The sequence below is a fragment of the Aureispira sp. CCB-E genome, assembly GCF_031326345.1.
In the GTDB taxonomy this organism is placed as follows: domain Bacteria; phylum Bacteroidota; class Bacteroidia; order Chitinophagales; family Saprospiraceae; genus Aureispira.
In genome coordinates, this window is the sequence record NZ_CP133671.1 from 877,578 (window position 1) to 895,750 (window position 18,173).

Below are 18,173 nucleotides of genomic sequence, written 5' to 3' on the forward strand. Positions count from 1 at the left end.
TTTAGATCATAAAAAATCTTAGCTCGTAATGAAGAAAATATTTTTATTTGGACTGCTTGGTATGTTGGTAGCAATGTCTTCTTGTAAAAAAGAAGAACGTTCAAACACAACAGGGTGGGTATACAACTCTCCAGAATGGGGTGGTTTTGAAAAACCCATTGACTATCAAGGGCAGGAAACAGGTCCAAACCTCGTTTTTATTGAAGGTGGTACCTTCAATATGGGACAAACAGAAGAAGATGTGATGAAGGATTATCGTGGTATTCCTCGTCGTGTAACGGTATCTTCTTTTTATATGGACGAAACAGAAGTTTCTAATATTGCTTACTTAGAATACTTATATTGGTTACAACGAGTGCATTCTTCAATGCCTCAATTACATAGAAAAGCATTGCCAGATACATTGGTATGGTTAGAAGAATTGTCTTATAACGAACCTTATGTTGAAACATATTTGCGCCACCCTGCTTATATGGATTATCCTTTGGTAGGGGTTACTTGGTTGCAAGCACAAGAATATTGTAAATGGAGAACAGACCGTGTCAACGAAATGATTCTTATCAGAGATGGTAAAATTGCTGGAGACATGGAAGGTCAACAAGGAGCTAACAATTTTGTGACAGAATCTTACTTAGCAGGTGTTTATGAAGCTGATCCAGGAGACAAGCCAATGGTAAGTCCTTCTACTGGTGAAGAAAGAAGCGTAAGATTTGAAGATGGTATTATTCTACCCGACTACCGTTTGCCTTCGGAAGCAGAGTGGGAATATGCTGCTTTGGCTTTAGTAGGAAATCAAGCATATGCTAGAGATGAGCGTATCTCTGACCGTAGAATCTACCCTTGGGATGGAACTACAGTACGTTATCCTCAACATGGTAGATACCAAGGGATGATTGTGGCTAACTTTAAGCGTGGACGTGGTGATTACATGGGTATGGCTGGTGCCTTGAATGATAATGCATCAATCACAGCTCCTGTTCGTTCTTATGTGCCAAACGATTATGGTCTATACAATATGGCTGGTAACGTAAACGAATGGGTACAAGATGTTTACCGTCCAATGACTAGTACTACTTTAAGAGATGTTGAAACGCAAGATTTGAATCCTTATCGTGGTAATGTATTTATGGAAATAGAGTTAGATGCAGATGGCAAGCCTCAATTGGATGATGATTCTATTGCTCCTGGGCGTTTGAAATACAAAGAATTGGATGCAGATGAAATTGCAAATAGAAGAAACTTCCAATTCTCTAATGTAATCAATCACTTGGATGGTGATGCTCAGTCTGAAGCAACATATGAGTACGGAAAACACAGTTTAGTTTCTGACAAAGCACGTGTTTATAAAGGTGGTGCTTGGAACGACAGAGCTTACTGGATGTCTCCTGGTACTAGACGTTTCTTAGAAGAAGATAAATCTTCTGCTTATTTAGGTTTCCGTTGTGCGATGACTCGTACAGGTTCTCCAAAAGGTAATGGAATGCCAGGTGGTAACCAGTTTAAAACTACAAAACGCAAAACTAAGAGAAGATACTAGAATTAATATAAGCTAAATTTTTTAGTGACTTGAAGCCGCCTCAATTTAATTGAGGCGGCTTTTTGTTTTTATTAATTGCGTTTTATAACTATTTTATAATTATTATCGCTTTAGTAGGGGGAATTATTAGGAAGTTTCTTATGGGCTCAATGATAATAAAATTCGTACCCCAAACACCAAAAAAAAGCAAGGCTGCATCTTCTAAGTTATAAGCCAATTCAACCAGACCTTATTATATAGACTAGTCGTTGCTCGTCTAGGTTGGATGAGGTCTTAGAAAACCCAAAGAGTGAAAACTTGATCACCAACTTATTCTTTTATTCCAGTCTTATAATTATGAAATCGACAACACAAAAAATAGCTATTTCCTTTTTAATTTTTATGATGTTGGGCATTGGCTTAGCAAGTGCTATTTATAACCAACCCAATATATTATCCAATCATCCATTTCTAAAAAACTTGGTAGAAAAGTTAGCGCTTTATCAAGAGCAAATGGCAGAGGACAAAGTTTATCTGCAATTTGATAAAACTTTTTATGAACCAGGAGAATCAATTTGGTTTACAGCGTATGTTAGAGATGCTCGTACGTTTCAGGCAAGTGATAAAAGTGAAGTAGTGTATGTAGAATTACTGAGTCCTAAAGGAAGTGTAGAACAAACCTTAACGCTGATTGCCCAAGAAGGACAGGTAGGTGGTGCTTTTGATTTGGCCGCAAGTTTAAAAGGTGGTTTGTATACCATCAAAGCCTATACACAATGGCAGAAGAATACAAACGCTTTTTTTGAACGGGATATCACTGTCCAAAAATCTGTATTGCCCAACCTTAATATGAAGCTTAATTTTGATAAAAAAGCATACGGTGTAGGAGCTGCTGTAATCGCAACGTTAGATTTGAATACGCTAACAAAGAAAGCATTGGTAGGACATGCCTTTGATTATGTTGTTAATTTGGAAGGCAAAAGAATAAAAGCAGGAAAAGGAAAGACCAATAATGTAGGTCGTGCTTACCTCAAATTTAATTTGCCTCAAAAACTGGCTACCAATGACGGTTTGTTGAATGTAATGATTCAATACAAAGGTCAAACTGAGTCCATAGCTAGAAGCATTCCTATTGTGCTGGGGAATATTGATTTAGCATTTTATCCAGAAGGGGGGGATTTAATCACAGGTATGAATTGTGGAGTTGGCTTTAAAGCACTTGATGAGTTTGGTAAACCTGCAGATGTAGAAGGACATATTGTTGATCAAGAAGGAAGAATCGTCACAACATTTGATAGTTACCATCAAGGAATGGGACAGTTTGAGATGACGGCACAAAAAGGACAACAGTATACTGCCAAAATTACAAGCCCTGCTTTTATAACAAAAGAGTATCCTCTTCCCGTTGCCTTAGACGAAGGCTATGCTTTAAAAGCCGTGACGTCTGACCCAAAACATATCAATTTAGGGGTAATCAGTTCTAAAGAAGAAGAACTCTATGTTGTGGTTCAAAGTCGCCATGAGGTTCAGTATTCTAAAGTAGTTGCTGCCCAAAAAGGCTTGAACACACTTTCTATTCCAACAACTAATTTTCCTGTAGGAATTGCCCAAGTTACCTTGTTTAGTAGTGACAAAATAGCTAGAGCAGAGCGATTGATTTTTGTGAATCCTAATAAACAATTGAATGTAGAAGTTATTACCAACAAAGAGAAATACCTTCCGAGAGAAAAAGTAGAAATGAGCCTAAAGGTAACTAATGAATTGGGACAACCTGTATCTGGAGACTTTTCCTTGGCAGTAGTAGATGATAAGTTGTTGACTTTTGCTGATGATAAACAAGGGCATTTGTTGTCTTATATGTTGTTGGAGTCGGATTTAAAGGGCGAGGTTGTTGAACCTAATTTTTATTTTGATGACGAAAAAGATGCAACGCGTTTAAAGCCTAATATTGATCGAAAAAAAGCATTAGACCACTTAATGATGACACAAGGGTGGAGAAAATTTGCTTGGAAAGAAATTATAGCAGAAAGTTATCAAGCACCAACTCAAACTGGTGAATTAGCTAGAATAGGGGGGACTGTGTTAAATGAAAAGAGAGAGCCAGTGTCTGGCATAGCTGTCGAGTTAATGGGAAAAGATGTGGTAGCAGTAACCGATCAAAATGGTCGATTTTCTATCAACAATTGGAAGTTGTTTGAATCGGTTAATCTTCAGACAAAGTCTGATATTTATTATCCTGTATTGACAAGCGTTTTGGATTATAATAATGACCTCACTCTACAAGTATACAAAAAAAGAGTTATTACTGGAGTTGTTAAAAATAGTGATAATAAGGTAATTGCAAATGCGGAAGTGCGGGCTTCGGGAATAACAGCAACCAAAACGAATGGAAAGGGCGTCTTTTCTTTAACCATCCCTAACAATATAACAGCTTTGCAAGTATATGGAGCTGGTTATCGTGCTGAAAATATTATTCTAAAAGAAGGAGAGAATGTTGTTAATGTAATGTTGGATGAAGCTTTAATTGTTGCGACTAGGGCTACGGCTGTTAATAGAGGTGGTGTGGTGAGAGTATTTGATGCTCCTGAAGCGGTAGAGGAATTTGAAGAAGTTGTTATGTTTGATGGAGTAGCAGAGCCTTTGCCAGAGCCAGAACCTGCCCCAATGGATGATGTTGCATTGATAGATGAAGATGTAGAAGGGCTTATAATAGGGGAGTTGGTACTTGATAAAGAAGATTTGGTATTAGAGGATTTGGAAATGAAAAAAAATGAATTGGAAGGATATTGGGCACCTCAAATTACAGGGACACGTTATCAGCGTGTTCGAGAGTTTCCAGTAGTGACGTATGAAAAAGAATCAGTTTCTACAGTGCGGACAGATTTTCGATCAACGGTATATTGGAACCCCAGTGTTAGAGTGGGAGCCGATGGCAAAGCACAGATAACTTTTTATAACAATGATGCCATTACGCAGTTTAGAGTGACAATCGAAGGGTTTGGAGATAACGGAGGACTTGGTCGTACGAGTTATACATACTTCACACAACTACCATTTGAAATGTTGACAAAAGTACCTAAAGAGGTGTTGACTGGAGATCAAATTACCATTCCATTAACGTTAACAAACAACAGATCAATAGCGCTTAAAGGAAATTTGAGCATCACACTGCCTACTCATATTCAACTGCTAGAAAAAGCTCCTACGACTATTCATGTAACAGCAGAAGGAAGCAAAAAAATAGCTTTAAAGTGTTTGGTTTTAGACAAAGTTGCAGAAGGAGATTTGTTGCTTGGATTTGAAGCAGAAGGTTTAAAAGATCAATTATTGACGACAATTAATGCTCGACCAAGAGGCTTTCCTGTGCATGAGGTAGTTACAGGTGACAAAATGCGCCAAGAGTTTTCGTTGACAATTCAGGAACAATTAGAAGGTTCTCTAGTTGCCAAATTGCAAGCATATCCCAATACTTTGGATGAAGTTATGAAAGGAATGGAAAATATGTTGAGAATGCCCCATGGTTGTTTTGAGCAGACTTCTAGCTCTAATTATCCGAATTTATTAGTATTGGATTATTTACGAGAAACAGGAATGTCTTTGCCTCAAATAGAAAAACAAGCGATGGAGTATCTTGATGCAGGATACAAGCGTTTGGTAGGTTATGAGTCGCCTTCAGGAGGTTTTGATTGGTGGGGAAGAGACCCTGGGCATGAAGCTTTATCGGCATATGGTTTGATGGAGTTTGTTGACATGAAACGAGTTTACGATGTTGACAAAGAATTGATTGATCGAACCGCAAAATGGCTGTTGAGCAGAAAGGATGGAAAAGGGAGCTGGAACAAAAATCAACAGGCACTACATAGTTGGGCGGTAGCTGAAGTTACCGATGCGTATATTGTTTGGGCAGTAGCAGAAGCAGGATATTCTGATAAAATAACCAAAGAACTGGACAAATCGTATAAGGATGCTGTGAAAAGTGAGGATCCTTACATGATGGCTTTGGTGGCAAATGCTTTATTTAAGGCAAAGGATAAGCGAGCAACAACGCTTGTAAAAGAACTCGCCAAGTTGCAGCAGAAAGATGGTCGTTTTGTCGGCTTAACTAGTTCAGTAACCAATTCAACAGGACAGTCTTTGATGATCGAAACGTCTAGCCTAGCGGTTTTAGCAATGTTGCAAGCTCAGGGGTATGACAAGGCTGTACAAGAGGCTATAAAAGCAATTCAGAGTGGAAAAAATTACTATGGATATGGTTCTACCCAAGGGACAGTTTTGGCATTAAAAGCAATGTTAGAGTATGCCAAAAATAGTAAGAAAGCCGCCGAACCAGGAGAACTTGTTGTGTCTATAGATGGGCAACAAGTAGCTACAGTTGCTTACACGGAGGACCAAAGTGAGGTTTTGATTCCTAATCTAGGTGAATTCTTAAAAGATGGAAAGCAAAATATTGTTGTTGAATACAAAGGAACTAAAGTAGCAATGCCTTGGGATTTAGAAGTTACTTACACAACTCGTTTGCCTCAAAATTCTCCCAATTGTCCATTGTCCTTGCATACTACATTGCCTAAAAACGAGGTTAAAATGGGAGAAACCATTCGGTTAACAACAACATTGTCTAATACTAGTGCTAAAGGGCAACCAATGGCGATGGCGATGGTTGGGATTCCTGCTGGTTTGAGTTTACAGCCTTGGCAGTTAAAAGAATTACAAGAAAAGAAGATCGTCGATTATTATGAATTATTTGATGGATATGCTGTCTTTCATTACGAACAATTAGAGCCCAATCAAACCAAAACGATACAGCTTGATTTGAAAGCAGATGTCCCAGGAACTTATGAAGCCCCTGCTTCTTCGGCATTTTTGTACTACACTAATGAGGATAAGGTTTGGGCGAAGCCCAAGCGGATGATTATCCAATAAAGCGATAAAAAAACTTCAATTTCAACATCTTGTTTAGAATTTATTTTTGAAACAATTTGTTTTTTATTCCTAGAATTAGTATATTTGTAGTAAAGCTTGAAATTTTTTAGAATTTCAGGCTTTTCTTTTGAAAAGAACAAGCATTAAATAACACAAATGGCAACAGCAAAATATACAGAAGATAATATACGATCTTTAGATTGGAAAGAGCATATTCGTTTACGTCCAGGTATGTACATCGGAAAGCTGGGCAACGGAACAGCTCCTGACGATGGAATCTATATTTTATTCAAAGAGGTAATTGATAACTCTATTGATGAATATATGATGGGGGCTGGCAAGAAAATTGAAATCAAGCTGACAGATGATGGCATGATGACTCTAAGAGACTATGGTCGTGGTATTCCTTTGGGTAAAGTTGTTGATTGTGTTTCAAAAATTAACACTGGAGGAAAGTATGATTCCAATGCTTTTCAAAAAGCAGTAGGACTGAATGGGGTTGGTACAAAGGCTGTTAATGCATTGTCTACTTATTTCAAAGTTTGCTCTTATCGTGATGGAAAAATGAAAACAGCCATTTTTGAGCAAGGAGTATTGAAAGAAGATAAAAAGCTTGTTAAAACGGAAGAACCTAATGGAACATACATCGAATTCCGTCCAGACAATTCCATTTTTAAGAACTATAAATTCAATCGACAATATATTGAAGATCGTATTTGGGATTATGCTTACCTAAATGCAGGCTTGCGATTGACGTTCAACAGCAAATCATTTGTTTCTAAAAATGGTCTGTTGGATTTATTGACCAAACGTGTCGATATTGAAAAAATTCGTTATCCTATTATTCATTTAAAAGGAGACGATATAGAAATTGCCATGACACATGGACAACATTATGGAGAACAATATAATTCTTTTGTTAATGGTCAAAATACGACTCAAGGAGGAACGCACCTAAATGCGTTTCGTGCAGCGCTGGTAAAAACTGTTCGTGATTTTTATGGTAAAAATTATGATGCAGCAGATATTCGGAGTGCGATTGTTGCAGCAATTAGTGTGCGTGTTCAAGAACCTATTTTTGAGTCACAAACTAAAACAAAATTAGGTTCCATTAATGTAGGTCCTCAAGGTCCTAGTTTGAATGTCTTTGTAGGGGATTTTATCAAAGAAAAGCTAGATAACTTTTTGCACAAAAACCCAGAAGTTGCAACTGCCTTACAGAAGCGTATTGTTCAGTCTGAACGAGAGCGCAAAGAAATTGCAGGAATCAAAAAGTTGGCAAATACTAGAGCTAAGAAAGCGAATTTGCACAATAAAAAACTTAGAGATTGCCGTTTGCATTACAATACAAATAAAGAAGGGGCAAACGAAACGATGTTGTTTATTACAGAGGGAGACTCAGCAAGTGGATCGATTACCAAAGCTAGAGATGTAAAAACTCAGGCTGTTTTTAGTTTGCGTGGAAAACCTTTGAATTGTTATAATCTTACTAAGAAAGTGGTTTATGAAAACGAAGAATTTAATTTGCTGCAACATGCTTTGAACATTGAAGATGGCTTGGATGATTTGAGATACAACAAAGTAATTATTGCTACCGATGCCGACGTTGATGGTATGCATATTCGTCTATTGTTATTGACCTTCTTTTTGCAATTTTTCCCAGAGTTAGTGATTCGTGGACATTTGTATATCCTAGAGACGCCTCTCTTTCGAGTAAGAAATAAAAAGAAAACATTCTATTGTTATAGCGAAGAAGAAAAGCAGGAGGCAATGAATAAGTTAGGAAAAACAGCTGAGGTGACTCGATTTAAAGGTCTAGGAGAGATTTCACCAAGCGAATTCGGACAATTTATTGGCGAAGATATTCATTTAGAGCCTGTACAAATGAGCCCATCTGCCGATATTGATAAACTATTGTCTTATTATATGGGCAAAAATACTGCCGATCGCCAACAAAATATTATACAAAATTTACGTATTGAACAAGATGTCGTAACCGTAGATTAGTGGAATGTAATTTTTTGTTGTAAATAAAAAATCCCCGTATAGCAAGTGCCATACGGGGATTTTTAGCATCAAGATTAATTCTTAATTCTTCACTAGTTTAATCATTTTACCTTCTGTATGGAGAAGATAAATGCCTTTAGGAAGGTCCTGTATAGGTAGGACAAATGTATTCAAACCTTTGCTAGCTTGAACCTGTCCTTGAAGTAAGTTTTGTCCTAATAGATTGGTAATTCTATAAGGAAGATTGGCAGCAAATTCAGAATGAAATTGCAAAGATACCTCATTTTTGAATGGATTCGGGAAAACAACAAAGCTGTATACATCAACATCGCAGTTAGCTACTGTGTTTAAGCTATAGTTTTTGGTATCGTTGTTACCAATCATAGCTAAACGGTAGAGGTTTTCACCTAAAAGAGGGTTGGGATCATTAAATTGGTATTCTCTTTGGTTGGTTGCTGTTGTCGTGCCAATAGTCGTCCATTGTTCATCAATATATTTCTCTATTTCAAATATACCTTTAAACTGATTGTCAGACATTGTCCATTCTAACAAGTTGTTACCACCGCCTTGACAATTTGCTTTAAAGCTTTCCAATCTTGTTGATAATAGAACGTTAGAAACCAGTCGAATATCATCAATAGCAATATCTGATTGAAAACCATTGCCTGTAATTCCTCTAAATCTAAGTTTTACGGTTTGGCCTGTATATGGTGCTAAACTAATGTTTGTTGTTCGCCAAGCATTCCCTTGGTCGCCACTAATGGCTGGCATTATATCTAAAGTCCAAACACCTCCAATTTGAATATCCAAATGAAGTTCACCAACAGCATTGCCTGTCATGTGGTGTCCAAATACAAAATCATAATTTTGATCTAAAGTCATACAAGCTGTTTGAAGAATACCTGTACGACCACTACAACTAGATGCTTCCAAGTAAGCGTAATTTCCTGTTGCAGTACCTGGGTTAAAGTCAACAGAAGGACCTGTGGCAGTAGAAGGAGTACCTCCTGCATCTACTCGCCAGTCAATATCATCATCCGTACCGTTGGTAAGGTTAGACCATAGTGGATTGGCTAGAGGGCAAGTTGTTGCTCCACAGTCACTGGTAGTTGCGCAGGCTGCTTCGGCTTCAAAATCGTTATTGAATGAAGAAGCATTGGTTGCACTTGATACTGTAATGTAGCCATTCTTAGTTTCTAAATCACTTCCCGTAGCATTGCTTGCATTTAACTGTACATTGTAAGTCCCCGCAGCAGTAAAACTTACTTGTGGATTTTGAGAATTGGCATTGGTACCTCCAACAAAAGTGAATGTAGCTGGCGTAATGGTCCATGTCCAAGAAGTAGGGGTATAAGAAGAATTATCTGTAAAAGTAACAGGCTCTCCCATACAAACATTGGTAGCAGAGGTTTCAAAGCAAGCCAAAGCAGCAACATTTCCAGGATCTTTAAGATCGCTTTTCCACAATCCTTGTCCGTATGTTGCAGCATATAGCATACTTTTACATTGAGCACTGTTGTAGTGAATTTCTAATTCTGTTACCTCAACATTAGGAATGCCTGTTGCGTAAAGTACCCAATCTGCTAGTGTGTTGTCTTTGTAATAAACTCCTACATCCATACCAATATACATGGCCTCAACAGGACTTTCAGCATCAATGACAATTGTGTTTAGAGATATGTTGGGAAGTGTTCCCGAAACATCTGTCCAACTAACTCCGCTATTGGTTGACTCATAAATATTATTACCTAAAGCGATGAATAAATGAGTAGGATCTGTTGGGTCAATTTCTATATCTCTAGGTGTTCCACTAGCAGGCAAGTTAGCATCTAAGTCTGTCCATGTAGGAGAGGCAGCGAGTGCGTTGTTGGTACGGTAGAAGTTGCTACTACCTCCTTTAGAGGCATATAGTACATTGCTATTAGAAGGAGCGATCGCCAAATCGACCATATTAGAAGTATTGGCAAAATTAGAAATCTGAGTCCATGCTGTCCCTGTACGAACGGCATCGTTGCGCCAGATATCATCATAACCCGCAAACATCCTATTGGCATTATTGGGATCTAATTTATAAGGCGTAACCCAACCTCCACCTTCACCAGTAGGGCCAGAGATGCTCGCAAAACTTGTTCCTCCATTGGTAGAGCGTCTGATGTCTCCATAGTACAATGCACCATACATATACGTATCATCTGTTGGATCAATGATACATTCCATTCCATCCCCTCCAATTTCGGTTACAAAAGTAGTTCCTTCGTTAATAGCTGTTCCATTATCTTGATAACCATTGATTGCTTTATCAAGAGTTTGTTGAGAAACGCCGATTTTATAAATTTGAGCAATAGCAAGACCACTACTAAGATCCGTCCAGTTGGTGCCACCATCTACCGTAAGATAGAGCCCTCCATCATTCCCATTATAAAGATTGTTATTATGAGGAGAAAAATCTAAGGCATGTTGGTCGGCATGAACGCCATCAACACCACCAGAAGGACCTACCCAATAAGAAACACAATTCATTGTTGCCCCTCCATCAGTAGATTTCCAAATATTAACACCACCCGTATAAATCGTATTAGCATCGGTTGGGTCAGCAGCAATGACCAAGTCATACCAAGCCTGACTACCCGTACCAGAACCATTAATCGCATAATCTAATACATTAGGAGTGGTAGTTCGAGTTGTGAAAGAGGTACCACTATTGGTAGAACGATAAATACCCACTAAGCCATTCCCCGCTCCTCCTATGAGGTATACCCAGTCTGGTTGATTGGGCGAAACAGCTAAAGCAATTCGTTGCACTCCACCAGGAACGCCATTGGTAATTCGAGTCCAAGTGACACCACCATCCGTAGATTTGTGAAATCTTGTTCCTGAAGCGTAGGCAATGTTGGAGTTGGTAGGATGATAGGCAATATCTTTAGGGGTATGCCCTAAAGAAGCAGACGAAGTCCAAGTAGCGCCAGCATCTGTTGTTCTATAAATGCGTTGATTGGAACTAGCCGCAATCATAATATTGGGGTTCGTTGGGTCCATCAACAATTCATTGATCGTTCTATTACCCATTCCTGTATTGCGAGGAGACCAAGTTAGTCCCCCATCTGTACTACGCCATACACCATACCCAGGAGCATCCCCCCCATCTCTATCCCCCGTTGCTACATAAATCGTATTGGGGTTAGTTGGATGAATTACAATACTAGATATACCTAATCTTGTTAATCCTGTAATATATTGTGTCCAAGTAGTTCCATTATCTGTGGTTTTCCAAACGCCACCAGAGGGCGCACCAACATAAATGGTATTGGCATCTGTAGGGTGAAAAGCAATACAGTTTAAACGACCATTCCCGTTTAATTGTCCAGTGCCATTATTTGGGGTAGGAGTAGGACCTAGTATTGTCCAATTACCAGAACCAGCGGTATAGTTCCTGCTGTTAGAATGTGTATTATAATATTTAGACATTTCATTTAAGACATGTCCAGGGGCAGGGAATCTCCCTTTTTCATCGACTCGATGTTCCCAATAATATTCCCAACGTTTGTATTGTTTGATACCCAACCCTTTTTTATAGGGAACATTGCCTAGTTCATCTTCGTAAGCTTTTTGGATATCATAAAAATTGGCAGTAGGATCGTGAATCATGTCTTGCCAACTATTTTGGCCAAACAAGATAGAGCTAATAAAAAAAGAAAAGAGTAGAAGTAAGACCGTAAAAATTTTCATAGTTTAGTATATTAAAGTGTGGTCTCTCTTCTGTTTCTAAATTGGCGATAGGAAACAGAAAAGTGCTTTTGGGACAAAAGCAGAAAGAAATTTTAAACTAAAAAATAATTGATTGAGAATTATGCGGTGAGTTTGCGTATTAAATTTCTTTTAAAGTATTGTTTTTTGTTATTAAAGTTGTTTTTTTTGTTAAAAGTAAAACAATAATTTGGTATAACATCATTATGTTAAGATATATTTGGAGGTGTCTGTTCAATTTTAGTTAAGATAATGAACCTAAAGGGAGGAGTATAAGTAATAGACAGAGTAAGAGCGATCAATATATGTATCTTATTATAAGTGGCATTATAAATAGCAAGTGGCTAGCCCAATTCTATTATATATTATGAGATGACTTACCCCTTCAACTTGGTTTTACAGAACGATTGTTATTATATTAGATTAATATGCCAAAAAACGTAAAGGAATATAAATATTATGAGCTTAGGATATAAAATTGTGAACGATCCAATCTATGGTTTGATAGAAATACCCAAAGGAATTATTTCAGATTTGATAGAACACCCCTATTTTCAGCGTCTACGTAGAATTACACAATTAGGATTGACACATTATGTATATCCTGGGGCTACACACAATCGATTTCATCATTCGATAGGGGCGATGCATTTGACGATGCAAGCCGTCCATACACTAAAGTGTAAGGGAGTAGATATTACAAAAGAAGAATCTGAAGCAGTCATTATTGCTATTTTGTTGCATGACTTGGGGCATGGCCCTTTTTCGCACTCTTTAGAGCATATGTTGGTAGATATTAATCATGAGGCAATATCTATGCTATTGATGGAGCGTTTGAATAAGGTTTTTGAGGGGCAATTGGATTTGGCTATTCAGATTTTTAAAAATAAATATCCAAAGAAATTTTTGTATCAATTGGTTTCTGGACAATTGGATATGGATCGGATGGACTATTTAACAAGAGATAGCTTTTTTACAGGAGTTCAGGAAGGTAACATAGGTTACGATCGTTTGTTGCAAATGTTGAATGTACATGAAGACAAACTAGTCATCGAGTTTAAAGGAATTTATTCTGTCGAAAATTTTCTCATTGCTCGACGCTTAATGTACTGGCAAGTTTACTTGCATAAAAATGTGATTTGTGCTGGAGAAATGTTAATCCAAATTGTACGGAGAGCAAGGTATTTATGTCAAAACGGGGTGGAGTTACCAATTTCTAAAACATTGCATTACTTCTTAAGTCAAACTTTAACATCAAAGGATTTGAAAAAAAATGCCAATGAAATTGTAGAGTATTTTTATAGATTAGATGATATCGATATCTTAGCAGCTATAAAAGGTTTTGAAGAACATCCTGATTTTGTGCTTTCTTTTTTGTCCAAAAGCTTGTTGGAGCGAAAGCTACTAAAAGTAGATCTTAGAAACAAACCTATAGATGCGAGTTTTTTGGATGCTGTTCGGACTAAAATTAAACAAATATATCCAGAGATTAGTGACGATGAGCTTTCTTATTTGGTTTTGGAAGGGAAAGAAGCCAACCGTGCTTATAAAATGGGGAAGGAGGAAATTTTGATTTTATTACAAGATAAGACAGCCAAACCAATTTCTAAATGGCAAGAACATAGCATGCAGCGCAAAGAAATTGTTAAATATTTTGCTTGTTATCCTAAATTTGTTGTCTAAAAAGTTGATCTTCAAATTAAGATTCGGTAAAAAGCAGTTCTTGGCAAGAATAAACCTGCCAATATGATAAAAAAGTAATAAGTTTGCATATATTAATAATAATTGTTATTTGATTAGTAGGCGAATAGTTCTATACTTTCAGTAGTTAAACTTGTGATTTTACTAATGTTATTGTTCAATAAAATCCCTGAATTAAATTTATGAAACATCTTAATAATATGAAAAGAATAACTTACATTCTCTGTACGGTCTTACTTGTGGTTCCATTTCTTTCTAGTAAAATTATAGCACAAGATTATCCGCCTAATGCTGAACCAGGAAAATGCTACGCCAAATGTATGATTCCTGATGAATATGAAAATCTGACAGAAGAGGTTTTAACGAAACAGGCAACACAAAGATTAGAAATTGTTCCAGCTCAATTTGAAGAAGTAGACGAACAAGTTGAAGTAAAAGGAGCTTCAACTCGCTTAGAAATTATTCCAGCAGTTTATGAGACGGTTACAGAGCAAATTGAAATTAAACCAGCTTCTTTTCGCTTAGAACCTGTTGCGGCTACTTATAAAGATGTTGAGACTCAAATCATGGTTCGTCCAGAGGAAATTAAGTTGGTTGAAGTACCAGCCGTTTACGAAACGGTAACCGAACAAATCGAAATTTCTCCTGCTTCTACAAAATGGGTTAAACGGAAAGGTGACAAAAATTGTTTGTCGCAAGATCCTGAAGATTGTTTGGTTTGGTGTTTGGTTGAAGTGCCAGCACAATATCAAACGGTTACAAAAACAATTATGAAAACGCCTCCAACAACCAAAGAGGTGGTTATCCCTGCTGAATATAAAACGACCAAAGATCGTGTGGTGGAAACGCCTCCAACAACAAGAAGAGTTGAAATTCCAGCAGAATACAAAACGATTACTAAGACCATCGTTGTTCGCCCATCAGAAACTAGAACCATTGAAATTCCAGCAGAATTCAAAACTGTGAAGAAAACAGTAATGGTAAAACCAGCCGAAACAAAGGTGACGGAGGTACCTGCTCAATATAGAACGGTTTCTAATCGTCGTCTAGTAAAAGCAGGCGGTTTCTCTGAGTGGAGAGAGGTTTTATGTCAAAATAAAATTAATGCGGTTAAAGTACAAGAAATTCAAGCTGCTTTGAAAGCAAGAGGTTATGATCCAGGACCAATTGATAATGTAATGGGAAAATTGACAAAGGCGGCTTTGGTGAAGTTTCAAAAAGATAATGGTCTTCCAATCGGTCAATTAGACTTTGATACACTTAAAGCCTTGGGTGTTAGTTACTAAATCTGTAAAAAAAATAATTTAGTAGAAATCATAAATTCTAAACGACAATAAAAATATCGCCACTTGTTCTTTTTTTAAGGCAAGTGGCCTCTTTTTTTGCAAAAGAAAGCTTAAATTAGAGGACGAACCATTTATCATACGGATTTGTTATAATGATAAACGAACATCTATATTGGCATAGATGTGGAGAGAAAATTAAATATACATTGTACAAAAAGGCTGCTAAATGGCCTTGATTATAAATTACGGAAAGAAGGACTGTTATGAAAACAAAACTTGTATTGTGGGGAACTAAAGGTACTGAAGAAAATGCTCAAAAAGTATTGATCGCTTTAGAGTTAAATCCTGAAACAAACAAAGTGAAATCTTGGTTTTTCGAAGGAGAGGTAGCATCAGAGGAATTTGCAAAAGCCTTGATGGACCAATGGCGAAAAGGAGAAGCCGTTGCTTTTCCTGAAGGAGTAGAAGCGCAAGAGATGGCACTGTCTGCTAGTACTAGCTTGCTCCCAGAAGGGATTAGCACAGACAAAGCAGAGTTGTTAGCACGCACACAAACAGAATGGATTTTTATCGTTTTGTCTACCAAATTGTACAAAAACTATCAAGTAGAACTAGAGGAGTTGCAAGAACAGGTCGATGGGTTGAAATCTTACTCGAAAGATATGTGGGAACGTATGAAAGATTTTTGGGCAAAGGTTCAAATGCAAGTTAGTGAGCAAAACTTATTTAGGGAGCATACTAATAATCTTAGAAATAGAACCAATGAGTTATTTGCTCAACTGAAAAAAATGCGCTCTCAAGAAGATGCTAAGTTTGAATCAGAGGCAACAGAAAATTATAATAAATTATTGGCAGTTTTAGAACCTATTGAAGCACTAATTGAGCAAGAAGGAGCTGACTTGCAAAAGGTGTTTGATAAGCTCAAAACACTTCAGCAAAATTTTAAAAACTCTAAATTAACAAGAACTCTTCGATCAAAACTTTGGGATCGAATAGACAGTGCCTTTAAAAAAGTAAAAGCTAAACGCTCTCCTAATAGTTCTCCTGAAGGTCGCCTTACTCGCCGTATAGAAGGGTTAAAAGGTGCTATTGATAAAATGGAAAAATCTATTGGAAGAGATCAAAAAGAATTGTCTATCCAAAATGATAAAATCAACTCGGGTGATGTGAGTCAACTAGAAACACAACTAAGAGAGGTACGAGCAAAACTTATTCGTGAACGTATTGATTCTAAAAGTAAGAAGTTAGAGGATATGTATGCGACTATGAAAGATTTGGAAACAAAGCATGCTCGAAACTTAGCTCGAAGAGCCAAAGAAGAGGCGGCAGCAGCGGCTAAAAAGGCAGAAGAGGCTAAGGCAGCAGCAGAACAAGCTATTGCTGAGCAGCAAGAGCAACCAAGTGAAACTGTAGAGCAACAAGATAAGACAGAGGAAGTATCTGAAACTGCTAAAAATGAGGAGATTAAAGAGAATGTTTCTAACGAGACTCCAGCAGAAAAAGATGAAGAGGAATAAGGGAACTACAATGAATTTAGTATAACTGATTTATAATCAGTAGTAAAGTCGCTATCCATTATTGGGTGGCGACTTTTTTTTTTGAAAAAAAATAATCTAGACACACCAAAATAGAAAATGGCAACATCTATATAATCAAATGCTATTATTAAATGCTAGTTTACTTTAGATAGTATTTTATTACTTACTACAAGAGGATAAAATTTGACGAGGATTCACATTGGCTTTGAGGTTTGTCAAGAAATCAATGAGATAGCAAATTTTCATGCTTCTAAACATAAAGTATAAGTAGTGGGCAAAAGGCTCACCCTACTTTACACACCAATATTTATATTCACCACAACATACTTGTAATTATATCTAAAAGCATAACCCAATGGGTGTTATAGCTAAAGGGCATTGCCATGCCTAAAACTAAACTTTTAACATTAAATTGACTATAAGCTCTAGGAGTTTATGGTCCAAACAATTCTAAACATTATGAATACATTATTTGCTACATCAACCCTAATTTTGAGTGGGGGACAGGTATTGTTAGGTTTTGCTGCTGTAGGAGTAGCCATCTACTTGGGAATTTTTGCCACAAAGACTTATATGAATCAACAGGCATTAAAAATCAAAACAGAAGGAAACAAGAATGATTCTCCTTTGGTTCGGAAGTATGCCGCAGTAGATATTCATCAACATACTAAAAATATAAAGTTAGCAGGTTTTGCTTCAGCGGTAGCCGTAGTATTGATTGCGTTTGCTTGGACACAGTTTACGAGTGAGCAAGTATTGGCAGAATTTTTTCCTGAGCTAGAAGAAATCGAAATGGAGGTGCCACCAACTTCTCAAGACAAACCTAAATTGCCACCAGCTTTGCCGCCACCAGCTCCTAAACCTGCGCTAACTTTTGAGCCAACAGATGAGCCAGAACCCGAACCAGAAAAGCCAGAAGAACCTATTATAGATGTGAGTCCAACTCCTAGTACTTATACAGGTCCAACCGACCCAAATGCTACAGAATTGCCACCAGTTATCGCAATAGAACCAGAGCCAGAACCAGAAGAACCAGCACCTAATGATGATATTATTCTTGTTCCAGATCAAATGCCAAGATTTCCAGGATGTGAGGAACAAGCAGGAAATCATGAAGCGAAAAAAGCCTGTGCCGATAAAAAATTATTGAGCTTTATTTATGAGAATATTAAATATCCAAGTATGGCTCGTGATATGGGTATAGAAGGACTAGTGGCGGTAAGTTTGGTTATTAACAAAGATGGTTCGGTAGGAGATATTAAAATTCTAAGAGACCCAGGAGGAGGATTAGGCAAAGAGACCATTAGAATTATAAAACTAATGAACAAAATGCCTGAAAAATGGACGCCAGGAAAACAACGTGGAAGACCAGTAAGAGTTCGTTATAATTTGCCAGTAAGATTTAAACTAAATGATTAATAAGTATTTATAATCTATTCTATTGATTGCTAGATAGAAGTT

8 protein-coding genes are annotated in these 18,173 nt (G+C 37.3%); 7 read left to right on the top strand and 1 reads right to left on the bottom strand.

Annotated features, from left to right (window positions below):
* The first annotated feature begins 28 nt into the window (after nucleotides 1-28).
* From QP953_RS03420 to QP953_RS03430, 3 genes are all read left to right on the top strand, one after another.
* The gene (locus QP953_RS03420; RefSeq protein ID WP_052598502.1) at nucleotides 29-1,537 is read left to right on the top strand and encodes an SUMF1/EgtB/PvdO family nonheme iron enzyme; all 1,509 of its coding nucleotides are present in this window, start codon (nucleotides 29-31) and stop codon (nucleotides 1,535-1,537) included.
* Between the two features lie 336 nt (nucleotides 1,538-1,873).
* Nucleotides 1,874-6,436 carry an alpha-2-macroglobulin family protein gene (locus tag QP953_RS03425; protein WP_309553971.1) on the top strand — a complete coding sequence of 1,521 codons (4,563 nt, stop codon included), beginning with the start codon at nucleotides 1,874-1,876 and terminating at the stop codon, nucleotides 6,434-6,436.
* A 156-nt stretch (nucleotides 6,437-6,592) separates the two neighbouring features.
* Nucleotides 6,593-8,443 carry a DNA topoisomerase IV subunit B gene (locus QP953_RS03430; protein ID WP_052598500.1) on the top strand — a complete coding sequence of 617 codons (1,851 nt, stop codon included), beginning with the start codon at nucleotides 6,593-6,595 and terminating at the stop codon, nucleotides 8,441-8,443.
* Between the two features lie 81 nt (nucleotides 8,444-8,524).
* Here QP953_RS03430 and QP953_RS03435 read toward each other — a convergent pair whose 3' ends face one another.
* A complete protein-coding gene (locus QP953_RS03435) occupies nucleotides 8,525-12,169 on the bottom strand; it encodes a VPS10 domain-containing protein (protein WP_309553973.1) in 3,645 nt (1,214 codons plus the stop codon).
* A 477-nt stretch (nucleotides 12,170-12,646) separates the two neighbouring features.
* Between QP953_RS03435 and QP953_RS03440 the strand changes: the two genes are divergently transcribed.
* From QP953_RS03440 to QP953_RS03455, 4 genes are all read left to right on the top strand, one after another.
* A complete protein-coding gene (locus QP953_RS03440; RefSeq protein ID WP_052598498.1) occupies nucleotides 12,647-13,870 on the top strand; it encodes an HD domain-containing protein in 1,224 nt (407 codons plus the stop codon).
* Between the two features lie 218 nt (nucleotides 13,871-14,088).
* Nucleotides 14,089-15,174, top strand: a complete 1,086-nt coding sequence (locus QP953_RS03445) for a peptidoglycan-binding domain-containing protein (protein WP_309553974.1) — start codon at nucleotides 14,089-14,091, stop codon at nucleotides 15,172-15,174.
* Nucleotides 15,175-15,437: 263 nt separating this feature from the next.
* Entirely contained in the window at nucleotides 15,438-16,691 is a 1,254-nt protein-coding gene (locus QP953_RS03450; RefSeq protein ID WP_309553975.1) for a hypothetical protein, read from the top strand.
* 480 nt (nucleotides 16,692-17,171) lie between these two features.
* Complete coding sequence (locus QP953_RS03455) at nucleotides 17,172-18,131, top strand: energy transducer TonB (RefSeq protein WP_309553976.1); 960 nt, start codon at nucleotides 17,172-17,174, stop codon at nucleotides 18,129-18,131.
* Nucleotides 18,132-18,173 lie beyond the last annotated feature (42 nt).